Genomic DNA, 10,982 nt, shown 5'->3' with positions numbered 1-10,982 from the left:
CCTGCCCGAGCCGCTGTACGCCTACGACCTCAAGCAGGTCGGCATCGACATCCCGCCCGAGCAGTTGATGAAGCAGGCCGAGCTCGAGTTCATGGAACTGCGCGGCATGATGCAGGCACTGGCACCGGTGGTGGCCAAGGCCGAGGGCATCGACGCGACCGACTACCGCGACGTGCTCAAGGCGCTGAAGAAGCAGCAGCTCACCCGCGACCAGGTCGAACCCTGGTACCACCAGGTGCTCGGGCACATCGAGGACACCATCCGCGACAAGCGCATCGTCACGCTGCCCAAGCGCGCGATGCAGATGCGCGTGGCCTCCGAGGCCGAAGCCGCGCAGGTGCCGGCACCGCACATGGACCCGCCGCCGTTCCTCAACAACCACGGCGAGCGCGGCACGTTCGTGCTGACCATGGGCAACCCCGGCAATGGCAAGGACAAGAGCCTTGCCTACGACGACTTCACCTACAAGGCGGCCGCCTGGACGCTGACCGCGCACGAGGGGCGTCCCGGCCATGAGCTGCAGTTTGCCGCCATGGTCGAGCGCGGCGTGTCGCTGGCGCGCAGCCTGTTCGCCTTCAACAGCGTGAACGTGGAAGGCTGGGCGCTGTACGCCGAGTCGGAGATGCTCCCCTACGAGCCGCCGGCCGGACAGTTCGCCGCCCTGCAGGCGCGCCTGCAGCGTGCCGCCCGCGCCTACCTGGACCCGATGCTCAACCTGGGCCTGATCACGCGCGAGCGCGCGCATGACGTGCTCACCCACGACGTCGGCCTGTCCGAGGCGATGGCGCGGCAGGAACTCGATCGCTACACCTTCAACAGCCCGGGCCAGGCCACCGCCTACTTCTATGGCTACCTGCGCCTGCAGCAGCTGCGCCTGGAAACCGAACTGGCGCTGGGCGACAAGTTCGACCGCAAGGCATTCAACGACTTCGTGATCGGGCAGGGCCTGCTCCCGCCGGCACAGCTGGCCGAAGCGGTGCACACGCAGTTCATCCCGCAGCAGAAGCAGAAGAAGTAAACGCGCAACCGTTCGAAGGAAACGGTTTCCCCGCCCAGCGGCGAAGCCATGGCGCGCAGGGAAGCGCGCTGCTTTGCGCAAGGATCCCATGGCCGCGGACGGATGGCGGAGCAGCCGGCTGGGACGCCGGCGGGTTTTTCGGCGGGCATCGAAAAAAACCGCCCTGCTCGCGGCCCCGCAGGGCGGCGTCATCGGGGGCAGGCAAGAGGCAGTGAGCCGGGCGCCAAAGGCGTCCGAAGCCTTTTCTCAGCAGGGTTTCAGGCCAGCCCCGCCCCCTCATCCCGGCCCACGCCCCGAAAGGGAGAGGCACTGAAGCGAAGCGCTCAGGCGGGGATGACGTAGAGCAGCACGGCCAGGTAGTGCAGCACGCTGCCGCCCAGCACGAAGCCGTGCCACACCGCGTGGTGGAAGGGCAGCCGCCGGCACAGGTAGAACGGCACGCCCAGCGTGTAGGTCGCGCCGCCGGCGATCAGCAGTGCCAGCCCACCGGGCGCCAGGTGCGCACGCAAGGGCTCGAACGCGACCAGTGCCACCCAGCCCATCGCCACGTAGATCGACACCGCCAGTCCGCGCGTGCGGATCCGCCGCAACAAGCCCAGCTCCAGCGCACTGCCGGCCAGCGCCAGGGCCCAGATCGTGCCGAACAGGCTCCAGCCCCACGCGCCCGGCAGCACGATCAGGGTGAACGGGGTATAGGTGCCTGCGATCAGCAGGAAGATCGCGATGTGGTCCAGCGTCCGCAGCACCCGTCGCGGCAGTTCGCCCGGAATCGCGTGATACAGGGTCGAAGCGGTGTACAGCAGGATCAGCGTGGTACCGAACACCGCACTGGCCACCACCGTGCGGGCCTCGCCACGCACTGCGGCGAACGCCACCAGGGTCGCCAGTCCGCCGATGCTGAGCAGGATGCCGATGCCGTGGATCAGCGTGCTGGCCAGTTCGTCGCCGAAGCGGTAACGCGGCGGACGCACGACGGAAGGCGCGGGCATGGCAGGGGCTCCTGGCTCGGACGGACCGGGCGACCACCGTACCATACCCGCACGTATCGTTTTTGCGACGGACGTCTAGACGTCCAGTTCCCGAAACGGACCTACTTCTCGATGATGAACGCCCCGAACGCCACGCCCAGGTTCCAGCCCTCGCCCTTGCCGCTGAGTGCCAGGCCGACGTTGCCCTTGGTCAGCGCCTGCGCGCCGGCCGACTTGACCGCGCCGGCGTGGGCCTCGGCGTTGGCGTAGTGGCCGAGCACCTCGTGGATGTCGTAGACGCCGGTGAACTTGCCGATGCCGTTGTCGATACGGGTCTTGCCGAAGGTCAGCCCGCCGCCCTTGGCGCGCAGCTTCACGTGCATCGTCTGGCCATTGCTGCAGTGGACCGTGCCGCTGCCCTTGGCGGTCTTGTAGAAGACCGACCAGCCGGAGAGCGAGAAGGTCATCTTGCAGGAGATCTCGCCGGCGCGCGCCGGGCCCGGCAACAGCGCCAGTCCGCCCGCCAGCAACGTCAACGCGCCCAGTTGTTTCCACATCGTCATGATTGCCTCCCGGCGGCCCCCGCGGCCGCAACGGGGCGATTGTGCGGCAAGAGCGCGGCGGCGGGAATGCTTGCGTGCCGGCGAACGGCAGGCCTAGGCTGGGACCGCGCCGGCACGATTCCCTCTGCCCATGCAGCGTGCCTGCGCCGCAAGCACAGGAGGATCGCCCATGTCATCCGCAACCCTGGCTTCATCCCGCACGCACGCCCATCCCGACCTGGTCCGCATCGGCGCACTGAGCGCGGCGATGGCCATCAACCTGACCGTGTTCCTCGCCGCCACCCGGCCGCTGCCGCCGCTGGCGCTGCCCCGCCTGGAGGCGCCGGCGCTGAGCGCGCGATTCATCCCGCCCAAGCCCAAGCCCGCCGAAACATCCCCGCTGCCCACCGTGCCGCGGGTGACCCGGCACACGCCGGTGCACCTCCAGACGCCCCTGGCCAGCACGCTGCACATCAGCGACGAAGGCAGGATGGCGGCGCCGCCGGTCCATCTGCCGATGATCGCCCCGACCGCGCCCGATGCCACTCCGGCCATGGCGCCGGGCGAACCGGTCGAAGCCAGCCTGGCCTACCGCAGCGCACCGCTGGTGTTTCCACCCCAGGCGATCCGCCAGCACATGCACGGCACCGTGCTGCTACGCGTGCTGGTGGATGAAGAGGGCAAGCCGGTAAAGGTAATCGTCGAGCGAAGCAGCGGGTATGCGCTGCTCGATCGCAGTGCGCGCGAGCAGGTGCTCGCGGGCTGGCGCTTCCAGCCGGCCGGCGTGGATGGCCACGCGGTACGCGCCTGGGCCCGAATTCCGGTGAGCTTCGAGCTGCGCCGGCTCTAAAAAGCCGTCCATCATCGCGCACTCAAGGGTTACGAGTGCTTAACGGCGCCCATGCTCCACTGGGCGCCGTTCTTCGTACGGTCCTGCCATGGCAAACCACAGGCAAAGCTTGAAGGCGCTGCGTCAGATCGCGCTGGCGCACTGCCGAGGGGAGCACCCCGACCTCGCCGCCCTGGCCCGCGAGCTGGGCAGCGCGGTCCGCATCCACGCCGACGGCCTGGACGCGCTCGCCGCCCGTGCCGGCACCCTCGTCGGCCCGCGGATCCGGCCGCTGCGCACCGGTAGCCAGCAGTTGCAGCTGCTGCTGATCGCCTGGCCGGCCAACCATGTCTCCGCGCTGCACGACCACGGCGCGCGCTGGGGCCTGGAAATCCCCTTGCACGGCGCGCTGCAAATCGAAGCGTGGCGCCGCCAGAGCGATGGCGGTGAACCGCTCGCGCATGGACGCCACTGGCTCGGCCCGGGCGACGCCCTGTGGTTCGACGCCGACCAGTCGCGCCTGCACCGCTGCCGCAACCTTTCCGGGCGCGAGGCGGCGCTCAGCCTGCATATCTTCGGCGGCGCACCAGGTTCCGGCCTGGCGTACGCCGCGCCCCCCTCCACCCGGCAACGGATGCCCACCTCGCGGCCGGCCATCGCCGGACCGCTGCCGGGCTGAAGCCCGGCGCCGGAGAGCCGCCATGTTTCGACGGGTCGCCATCATCGGCGGCGGCGCCGCCGCCGTCGCCCTGCTCAGCGAGCTGGTCGACCGTGCCAGCCAGCCGCTGCACCTGGACTGGTATACCGGTGGCGAAGCCCACCCCGGGCGCGGCATCGCCTACGGCACGACGTCGCCACGCCACCTGCTCAACGTCCGCGCCGCCACGATGGGCATGTTCTCGCGCCGGCCGCGCGGCTTCCTGGATTTCGCCCAGCGCACCGATCCACAGGTCGCCGGCACCGATTTCCTGCCGCGGCGGCTGTACGGCGACTACCTGGAGGACGAGGCGGCGCACGCGCTGGCGCAATCGCGCGGCCGCGGGGTCGACGTGCGCGTGGTGCCATTCCCGGCCGATGCGCTGGTGCCCGAGATCGATGGCGTCACGGTGATCCAGGGCGAAAGCGCCAGTCGCGTCGATGCCGCGGTGCTGGCCATCGGTGCGCTGCCGGTACGGCCGCTCGCCGGCATCGACCCGTCGCTGCTGGCGCAGGGCCGCTACGTCCTCGATCCCTGGGCACTGCTGACGCAGGCCCGGCCCGACACCGCCCCGCGCGAGGTGGTCCTGGTCGGCCTCGGCCTGACCGCCGTGGACGTGTTGCTGGAACTGGCCGGCCGGTGGCCCGACGCGCATTTCACCGCAGTTTCCCGCCACGGCCGGCTGCCGGCGGCGCACCTGCCGGTGTCGACCGTGCCGGACGACGACGGTGGTGCGCTGGTCGACGCGATGCATGACGCTCCCGAGGTGCGCCGCTGGCTGCGCCTGCTGCGCGAGGCGATCGCCGCCGGCGACGACTGGCGCGTGGTCATCGACAGCCTGCGTCCCTATACGCCCGGACTGTGGGAAGCGTTGCCCCTGACCGAACGCGCGCGCTTCCTGCGACATGCGCGCTGGGCCTGGGAGCGCGCGCGGCACCGCATGCCGCCGCAGGTCGAGCAGCAGGTGCTGGCGCTCGAGCGCGAGGGACGATTGCGGCGGATGCGCGGTCGCGTCACCGGCGCCTGGCCGCAGCAGGGACGCGTGGAACTGGAGACATGGCATGCCGGCGCCTGCACGCGGCTGCCCGCCGACCTGGCGATCCAGACCGTCGGCCTGGATACCGACGTGCGCAACACGGCGCACCCGCTGATGCGCCAGATGGTCACCAACGGCCACGTCACTCCCGATCCGCTCGGCCTGGGCTGCCAGGCCACGCCGGACGGCCGCCTGTGCCACGACGGCACGCCCTGGCCGCGCCTGTTCGGCATCGGCAGCCTGCTGCGCGGGGCGCGCTACGAGTCGATCGCGATGCCGGAGATCCGGTTGCAGGCGCGAATGCTGGCTGCCCGTCTGCTGGAGCCGGCCGCCGCACCGGCACGCCGGATGCTTGCCTCGCAGGTCGGCTAGGGCCAGACCCTGTATCGATGGGCCGAAGCCTGTGTGCTATCGGCGCCGCGCCACCCACTCGCTGGCCATCCATGCGAGGCCGATGCCGACCGCCACGCCCGCCAGCTCACACAGCACGCGCGTGCCCAGCCCGTCGGGGTCGTGCACGCCGGCCAGCTTCGCGCGCAGCAGTTGCACCGACTGCAGGCGTGCGTAGTTGAAGTAGAACAGGTCGGCCAGGTCGCCGCTGCCGGCGAGGGCGACGCCCAGCACATACGCCCACGCCATCTGCGCGCCGTGGCTCCAGGCCTGGCGGGTGCGCCACCGGAACAGCAGCAAGAGCAACGCGCCGGCGCCGGCCGCGATCAGGCCCGCCTGCAGGCCGCCGACCCAGCCGTAGCCCATCCAGGATTGGTCGTAGTGCATCGCCGTCCGCCAGTGGTCGAGCGGCCATTATGCAGGTGCGGATGCCAGGCCGGGCCTCTCCTGCCCATGGGTCGGGCGGCCCACTACACTGCGCCGGATGAGTCCCACGCCCTACCCGCCCGATACCGCCCTGATCGTCGTCGATGTGCAACCGGACTTCATGCCCGGCGGCCCGCTGGCCTGCCACGAGGGCGACGCGATCGTGCCCGGCATCGACGCACTGCTGCGCGCACACCGCTACCGCCACGTGATCGCCACGCAGGACTGGCACCCGCGCGGGCACGCCTCGTTCGCCCCCAACCATCCGGACCAGGCCCCGTTCGCGCAGATCACCCTGCATGGGCAGCCGCAGACGCTGTGGCCGCTGCACTGCGTGGCCGGCACCTCCGGCGCCGCGCTGCACCCGGCGATCGACTGGTCGCCGCTGGACCTGATCGTGCGCAAGGGCGCCGACCCTGCGGTCGACTCCTACAGCGCGTTCCGCGAGAACCACGGCCCCGATGGCACCCGGCCGCCGACCGGCCTGGCCGGCTGGCTGCGCGAGCGCGGTGTGGCCGAGGTGCACGTGTGCGGGCTGGCACGCGATGTATGCGTGCTGTGGACGGTGCAGGACGCGCTGGCGTCGGGCTTCCGCGCGCACATGCTGTGGGAGCTGACGCGGCCGGTGACGCCGGATACCGATGAGGCCACCCGGGCCGCACTGGCCTCGGCGCGTGGCTCCCACCCACCGGGGTGAGGGCGAAGGGAGCTTGCTGCAGGCGGCTGGCCCGCACCTGGTCGTTTGGTGCTCAGCGGGACTCCTGGGCAAGGCAGACAGACGCCCTGCTCCTGCGCTCGACTCGCTCGGCGTATCTGCGTCGCGCAGCCATCAGCGGCCGTTCCACGATCCAGTTCATCGCTGCGCCGATGGCGACGGAACTCGCCAACGCAATGGCTGCCACCGTCGCATCACCTCGATGCCGATGCGCAAGCAGCTGAAGAATGAGCCAATGAAACAGGTAGATCGGGTAGCTCCAGCGGCCCACCCGCTGCAGCGGCACCGCATTCCAGAATTTCGACCACGCGCCGCCCCGATCGACATTGAGCACCAGCAGCCCGGCCCAAGCCAGGCCTATGGGAATGAACTTGTTGGAGAGCCACTGCGGCTCGGCGGGGCCCCCGATGAGTGAGCGGAAGAAGTTGGTCGAGAGCACCAGGGCGCCGATCACCAGGACGTTGGCAACCGTGCACATTCCCTGGCCCGTACTCGGCAACGTGGGATAGATGACCGCGGCGGCGACGCCGGTCAGGAAGCACGGGACGTACCACCACAGCGACACCGAGTTTCCGGGCGTAGCACTGAATGGGAAAAGGGCAGCGAACGCTGCCGCCGTCGCAGCGACCGCTACAAAGCTCCAGGCGGGCCCGATTCTGCGGTAGGCGAGGGCCAGAGGAATGATCAACACAGCCAGCAGGACGTAGAACTTGCATTCCACGGGGATGGTCCACAGGTGCACAAACCCTCGTTGCAAGGTCGCCGCCTGAAAGAGCTTCTCCGAGTTGTTGATGCCGGCAGTGCCGAGGAATCGATATGCCACCACCGCCAGGAGATAGAGAGGCACGATGCGCAAAAAGCGCGCAACCGCATAATCCGCCAGGCGCCTGCGGTCGATGGATCCGAGGAGGAGGTGGTTGGTGAGGAGGAACGCACTCAACACGAAGAACAGCCATACCCCGATCTTCCCGACGCCGCCGAGGTACGCACCGGTAGCCGGGAAGAACATGCCGCTGCAATGGACCGCCAGCACGATCAGGCAAGCCAGACCCCGGATGCCTTCCGCGTTCCTGAAATGACTCGTTCGAACGGACATCCGTTTCCTCCTGCTGGCCCACAAGTATGGTGTGGCTGCTTGCAGGATCAAAGCGGGTGTAGCGTTGTGGCCCGCGCCATGCCGGGGTGTGCTGCATCAACCGGGGCGCTACCTCTGCATGCGAGGTAGCGTGAGGACGGGCTCCAGCCAAGGCGGGCCTAAGTGGCTTGGATTCGTGGAAACAGGAAGACGCACGTAGCTCCGCAGAGCATCCCTGGGCCCGCGGCAAGCGCTCCACCTTCGTTTACCTTTCCCCGGAGAGGTGGGTTCAGGCGCCCCCTGACGACGGGCCTCAGGCCTCGTCCTCGCCCGACACGGTCGCGCGCGGCTCGCCGTCCTCGCCTACGCTGACGTGGACGCCGATCGGCCGGCAGCACACGGGGCAGTCCTCGATATAGGCCTGCTCGCCTGCCGAGCCGTCAAGCAGCAGTTCGATCGGTTCGCCGCAGTAGGGGCAGGAGACGCCAGCGGGGGTCAGCATGGGTTACCTGGCTCCGGTAGCGGCACTCGCCCGGCATTCCACGCGATCGACCATTGCTCCGGCGTGAGGATGGCGAAGCCGGCATCGCGCAACGTGCGCCGGCCCAGCCTGAGCAGGGCGTTGTCGCGGCTGAGCAGCCAGCGCGCGCCCGCCGCGGCGGCCAGCACCACGAATTTCTGGTCGTCGGGGTCGGCGCAGCGCGGCAGTGCGATGGCCGCCGCCGTTGCCGGCAGCACGCGCACGCGTGCGTCGAAATCGCGCATGGCAGGCCCGCGCACGGACGCGTCCAGCGCGACCCGCGGGTACTCCAGCACGGCCAGCCATTCGTCGTGGCAGTCCGCGCTGGTCACCGCCTCGACCTCGCCCGCGAAGAGTGCGGCGGCCAGGTCCGCGCAGCGCGGATCGGCGAACACGAACAGGTCCAGGCAGACGTTGGTATCCAGCACCACGCGCGGCGGCACCGCGTTCACCTCAACGCGCCGCGAGGGCTGCCGCGGCCCGCTCGCCCAGGCGCGCCACCGCGGCCGGGATGCCGGCGGGACCGTCCACGTTGACCAGGTGCTCCTCCTCGCCGCTCAGCCCCGTTTCCAGTTCGTGCGCCCAGGTCACGTGATAGGGCATGTGCACGCCCCAGCCGCCCAGCGCCAGCACCGGCTCGATGTCCGAACGCAACGAATTGCCGACCATCGCGAACTGCGCCGGTGCCAGGTCGAACTCGCCCAGCACGCGGCGATAGGTCGCCTCGTTCTTTTCCGAGACGATCTCGATGCGGTGGAACAGGTCCGACAGGCCCGACCGGGCGACCTTCTTTTCCTGGTGGAACAGGTCGCCCTTGGTGATCAGTACGATCGCGTGCCGCGCCGCCACCGCCTCGACCGCCTCGCGGATGCCGGGCAGCAGTTCGACCGGGTGCTCGAGCACCGTCTTGCCCAACTGCACGATGCGATGGATGTCGCGCGCCTCGATGCGTGCGTCGGTCATGGCAATGGCGGTTTCGACCATCGACAGGGTCATGCCCTTGGCGCCGTAGCCGAACAGCGCCAGGTTGCGCCGCTCGGTGGACAGCATGCCCGCCTGCACATGGCTGTCGGTGACGTCGACGTAGCGGGCGAGGATGGCCTGGAACTCGGCGCCCGCTGCCTGGTAGTAACCCTCGCTGTGCCAGAGGGTGTCGTCGCCGTCGAATCCGATCAGTTCCAGCATGGGTGTGCGCCGTGGTGGGAGTCGTCCATTCTCCCACGCACGGCGCACATGCGGATCGCCCGGGTGGCAACCCGCCTCGTCAGCGGAACACGCCCAGCAGCCAGAGCACGATCACGATCACGATGATCAGGCCCAGGCCACCGCTGGGACCGTAGCCCCACGAGCGCGAGTAGCCCCAGGTCGGGAGGCCGAGCAGCGCCAGGATCACCAGGATGACCAGGATGGTAATCAGCATGAATTACTCCTTGCGGCCGTTGAGGGTGCTTGCCATCGTGCACGCCACACCTGTTTAGGGGGTGTGAGTCGGCTGAGCGGGAAACGTGCAGGCGCCTGTTCGCTGCGGGAGAAGGTTCCGGGCGGGTGAAGCAGGCGCCAAGGACGGATGAGATGGCCGGCCGGGGGCGTCCGAATTCCTGAGACGACGGCGACCTATCGTGCACCTGCCGTCGCGGTCCCTCCGCCGCCGGCATCCGATCCGCATGGCAGTGGGTTCGGTTTTTCTTCTGGCCGCGCCCGTGCAGGGCGCGGCCTTTTTTTGGTGCCGACTCAGGCGCCGACGCGCTCGCGCACCGCGTCCATGTCGCGCACCGGGCGCACCTCGATGGCGCCGATGCGCGCCCAGGGAAACGCCTGGGCAATGCGCATGGCGTGGTCCAGGTCGTCCGCCTCGATCAGGTTGAAGCCAGCCAGGTATTCCTTGGTTTCGGCGAACGGCCCGTCGAACACGGTGGTGCGCTGCTGGCGCACGCGGAACGAGCGGGCGGTCGAGGGCGGCTCCAGCTGCTGCGAGTCGAGCACGCAGCCGTCCGCGCGCAACTCGTCGGCATGGGCCAGGCAGCCGCGCATCAGCATGTCGAACTCGCCCTCCGGCAGTGCCTGCAGCAGGGCGTCGTCGACATACACCATCATCAGGAACTTCATGGGCGGCCTCCGCCGGTGGGGTCTGGCCGATTATGGCCGGGCCCGTCGGTCGATGCAGCCTCAGTGCAGGCGCGCGGCCACCTGCCTGCCCAGCGCCAGCACCGCCGGGCGCAGCGAGGCCGGCTCACGATCCTCCACGCGCAGGTTGATCTGGCCCTGGTAGGCCCCGACGCGCAGCTTGAGCCCGGCGGCACCCTCGGTCTCGGCGAGGAACGCCTCCTCGCCCAGCCCAGGCACCGGGGTCACGGCGATGCCCCGGTCGGTGAAGTCCTGCCGGTGCGCGGCCAGGGCCTGCTGCGCCTGCTCGGGCGAGGCCATGCGGGTGAGGTCGATCAGCAGCCGGGTGCGGTAGTCGCCCGGCTGCGGCTGGTGCAGGTAGGAGCACATGCCGCCGGCGCCGGGCGTCTGCGTGGTGACCGTGTCCGCGCCGTTGGCCTCGAGGATGCCCGCCACGTCGGCGACCGGCATCAGCTGGCACAGGGCCAGCGGCTGGTCGGCGACCGCGGGCGTGTCCGGGCCGGGCGCGCCGGCGGTGGCATCGGCCGGATCGTGCGACGAACAGCCGGCCAGCAGCAGGCCGCCGAGCACCAGCGCTACCTGGAAATGCCTCATCGATGCTTCTCCCCCCCACCGCACGTCGCGGCCGGGCGATCATAGACG

Annotated in this window: 15 protein-coding genes; 5 read left to right on the top strand and 10 right to left on the bottom strand. The window is 69.9% G+C overall.

Annotation, left to right across the window (positions count from 1 at the left end):
* A partial coding sequence (locus VFH59_RS03055; protein ID WP_325163412.1) for a DUF885 domain-containing protein occupies nucleotides 1-1,018 on the top strand: 1,018 nt, incomplete at its 5' end.
* Nucleotides 1,019-1,341: 323 nt separating this feature from the next.
* On the opposite strand, the gene trhA is transcribed toward VFH59_RS03055, so the two are convergent.
* Nucleotides 1,342-2,007: a PAQR family membrane homeostasis protein TrhA gene (gene trhA, locus VFH59_RS03050; protein WP_325163411.1), complete on the bottom strand. Its 666-nt coding sequence runs from the start codon at nucleotides 2,005-2,007 to the stop codon at nucleotides 1,342-1,344.
* A gap of 101 nt (nucleotides 2,008-2,108) precedes the next feature.
* A complete protein-coding gene (locus VFH59_RS03045) occupies nucleotides 2,109-2,543 on the bottom strand; it encodes a hypothetical protein (RefSeq protein ID WP_325163414.1) in 435 nt (144 codons plus the stop codon).
* 175 nt (nucleotides 2,544-2,718) lie between these two features.
* On the opposite strand from VFH59_RS03045, the gene VFH59_RS03040 reads away from it, so the two are divergent.
* From VFH59_RS03040 to VFH59_RS03030, 3 genes are all read left to right on the top strand, one after another.
* Complete coding sequence (locus VFH59_RS03040) at nucleotides 2,719-3,378, top strand: energy transducer TonB (RefSeq protein ID WP_325163410.1); 660 nt, start codon at nucleotides 2,719-2,721, stop codon at nucleotides 3,376-3,378.
* 109 nt (nucleotides 3,379-3,487) lie between these two features.
* On the top strand, nucleotides 3,488-4,036 hold the full coding sequence (locus VFH59_RS03035; protein ID WP_325163409.1) for a cysteine dioxygenase: 549 nt from the start codon (nucleotides 3,488-3,490) through the stop codon (nucleotides 4,034-4,036).
* 22 nt (nucleotides 4,037-4,058) lie between these two features.
* The gene (locus VFH59_RS03030; RefSeq protein ID WP_325163408.1) at nucleotides 4,059-5,462 is read left to right on the top strand and encodes an FAD/NAD(P)-binding protein; all 1,404 of its coding nucleotides are present in this window, start codon (nucleotides 4,059-4,061) and stop codon (nucleotides 5,460-5,462) included.
* 36 nt (nucleotides 5,463-5,498) lie between these two features.
* Here the strand turns inward: VFH59_RS03030 and VFH59_RS03025 are convergent, their stop codons facing one another.
* The gene (locus tag VFH59_RS03025) at nucleotides 5,499-5,867 is read right to left on the bottom strand and encodes a hypothetical protein (RefSeq protein ID WP_325163407.1); all 369 of its coding nucleotides are present in this window, start codon (nucleotides 5,865-5,867) and stop codon (nucleotides 5,499-5,501) included.
* A 97-nt stretch (nucleotides 5,868-5,964) separates the two neighbouring features.
* Between VFH59_RS03025 and VFH59_RS03020 the strand changes: the two genes are divergently transcribed.
* Nucleotides 5,965-6,603: a nicotinamidase gene (locus tag VFH59_RS03020; RefSeq protein ID WP_325163406.1), complete on the top strand. Its 639-nt coding sequence runs from the start codon at nucleotides 5,965-5,967 to the stop codon at nucleotides 6,601-6,603.
* A 52-nt stretch (nucleotides 6,604-6,655) separates the two neighbouring features.
* Here VFH59_RS03020 and VFH59_RS03015 read toward each other — a convergent pair whose 3' ends face one another.
* The 7 genes from VFH59_RS03015 to VFH59_RS02985 form a co-directional block, all read right to left on the bottom strand.
* On the bottom strand, nucleotides 6,656-7,717 hold the full coding sequence (locus VFH59_RS03015) for an acyltransferase (protein WP_325163405.1): 1,062 nt from the start codon (nucleotides 7,715-7,717) through the stop codon (nucleotides 6,656-6,658).
* Nucleotides 7,718-8,009: 292 nt separating this feature from the next.
* Nucleotides 8,010-8,198 (bottom strand): CPXCG motif-containing cysteine-rich protein, encoded by a 189-nt coding sequence (locus tag VFH59_RS03010; RefSeq protein WP_325163404.1) that lies wholly within the window; start codon nucleotides 8,196-8,198, stop codon nucleotides 8,010-8,012.
* Nucleotides 8,192-8,668: a putative toxin-antitoxin system toxin component, PIN family gene (locus tag VFH59_RS03005; protein ID WP_325163403.1), complete on the bottom strand. Its 477-nt coding sequence runs from the start codon at nucleotides 8,666-8,668 to the stop codon at nucleotides 8,192-8,194. The genes VFH59_RS03010 and VFH59_RS03005 overlap by 7 nt, the downstream gene beginning before the upstream one ends.
* 1 nt (nucleotide 8,669) lies before the next feature.
* Nucleotides 8,670-9,401, bottom strand: coding sequence for an HAD family hydrolase (locus VFH59_RS03000; RefSeq protein ID WP_325163402.1), 732 nt, complete (start codon nucleotides 9,399-9,401; stop codon nucleotides 8,670-8,672).
* A 79-nt stretch (nucleotides 9,402-9,480) separates the two neighbouring features.
* Entirely contained in the window at nucleotides 9,481-9,633 is a 153-nt protein-coding gene (locus tag VFH59_RS02995) for a DUF3309 family protein (RefSeq protein ID WP_325163413.1), read from the bottom strand.
* Nucleotides 9,634-9,947: 314 nt separating this feature from the next.
* On the bottom strand, nucleotides 9,948-10,322 hold the full coding sequence (locus tag VFH59_RS02990) for a YciI family protein (protein ID WP_325163401.1): 375 nt from the start codon (nucleotides 10,320-10,322) through the stop codon (nucleotides 9,948-9,950).
* Between the two features lie 60 nt (nucleotides 10,323-10,382).
* The gene (locus tag VFH59_RS02985; protein ID WP_325163400.1) at nucleotides 10,383-10,934 is read right to left on the bottom strand and encodes a hypothetical protein; all 552 of its coding nucleotides are present in this window, start codon (nucleotides 10,932-10,934) and stop codon (nucleotides 10,383-10,385) included.
* Nucleotides 10,935-10,982: the final 48 nt, after the last annotated feature.

This window comes from Frateuria sp., assembly GCF_035695185.1.
In the GTDB taxonomy this organism is placed as follows: domain Bacteria; phylum Pseudomonadota; class Gammaproteobacteria; order Xanthomonadales; family Rhodanobacteraceae; genus Frateuria_A.
Note: the sequence above shows the minus strand (reverse complement) of the source record. Positions and strands in the feature narration are given on the sequence as shown.

Bases quoted from the DNA above. Each gene is read 5' to 3' on its own strand.
- trhA (WP_325163411.1), bottom strand. From the start codon at position 2,007: ATGCCCGCGCCTTCCGTCGTGCGTCCGCCGCGTTACCGCTTCGGCGAC.
- VFH59_RS03045 (WP_325163414.1), bottom strand. From the start codon at position 2,543: ATGTGGAAACAACTGGGCGCGTTGACGTTGCTGGCGGGCGGACTGGCG.
- VFH59_RS03040 (WP_325163410.1), top strand. From the start codon at position 2,719: ATGTCATCCGCAACCCTGGCTTCATCCCGCACGCACGCCCATCCCGAC.
- VFH59_RS03030 (WP_325163408.1), top strand. From the start codon at position 4,059: ATGTTTCGACGGGTCGCCATCATCGGCGGCGGCGCCGCCGCCGTCGCC.
- VFH59_RS03025 (WP_325163407.1), bottom strand. From the start codon at position 5,867: ATGCACTACGACCAATCCTGGATGGGCTACGGCTGGGTCGGCGGCCTG.
- VFH59_RS03020 (WP_325163406.1), top strand. From the start codon at position 5,965: ATGAGTCCCACGCCCTACCCGCCCGATACCGCCCTGATCGTCGTCGAT.
- VFH59_RS03015 (WP_325163405.1), bottom strand. From the start codon at position 7,717: ATGTCCGTTCGAACGAGTCATTTCAGGAACGCGGAAGGCATCCGGGGT.
- VFH59_RS03010 (WP_325163404.1), bottom strand. From the start codon at position 8,198: ATGCTGACCCCCGCTGGCGTCTCCTGCCCCTACTGCGGCGAACCGATC.
- VFH59_RS03000 (WP_325163402.1), bottom strand. From the start codon at position 9,401: ATGCTGGAACTGATCGGATTCGACGGCGACGACACCCTCTGGCACAGC.
- VFH59_RS02990 (WP_325163401.1), bottom strand. From the start codon at position 10,322: ATGAAGTTCCTGATGATGGTGTATGTCGACGACGCCCTGCTGCAGGCA.
- VFH59_RS02985 (WP_325163400.1), bottom strand. From the start codon at position 10,934: ATGAGGCATTTCCAGGTAGCGCTGGTGCTCGGCGGCCTGCTGCTGGCC.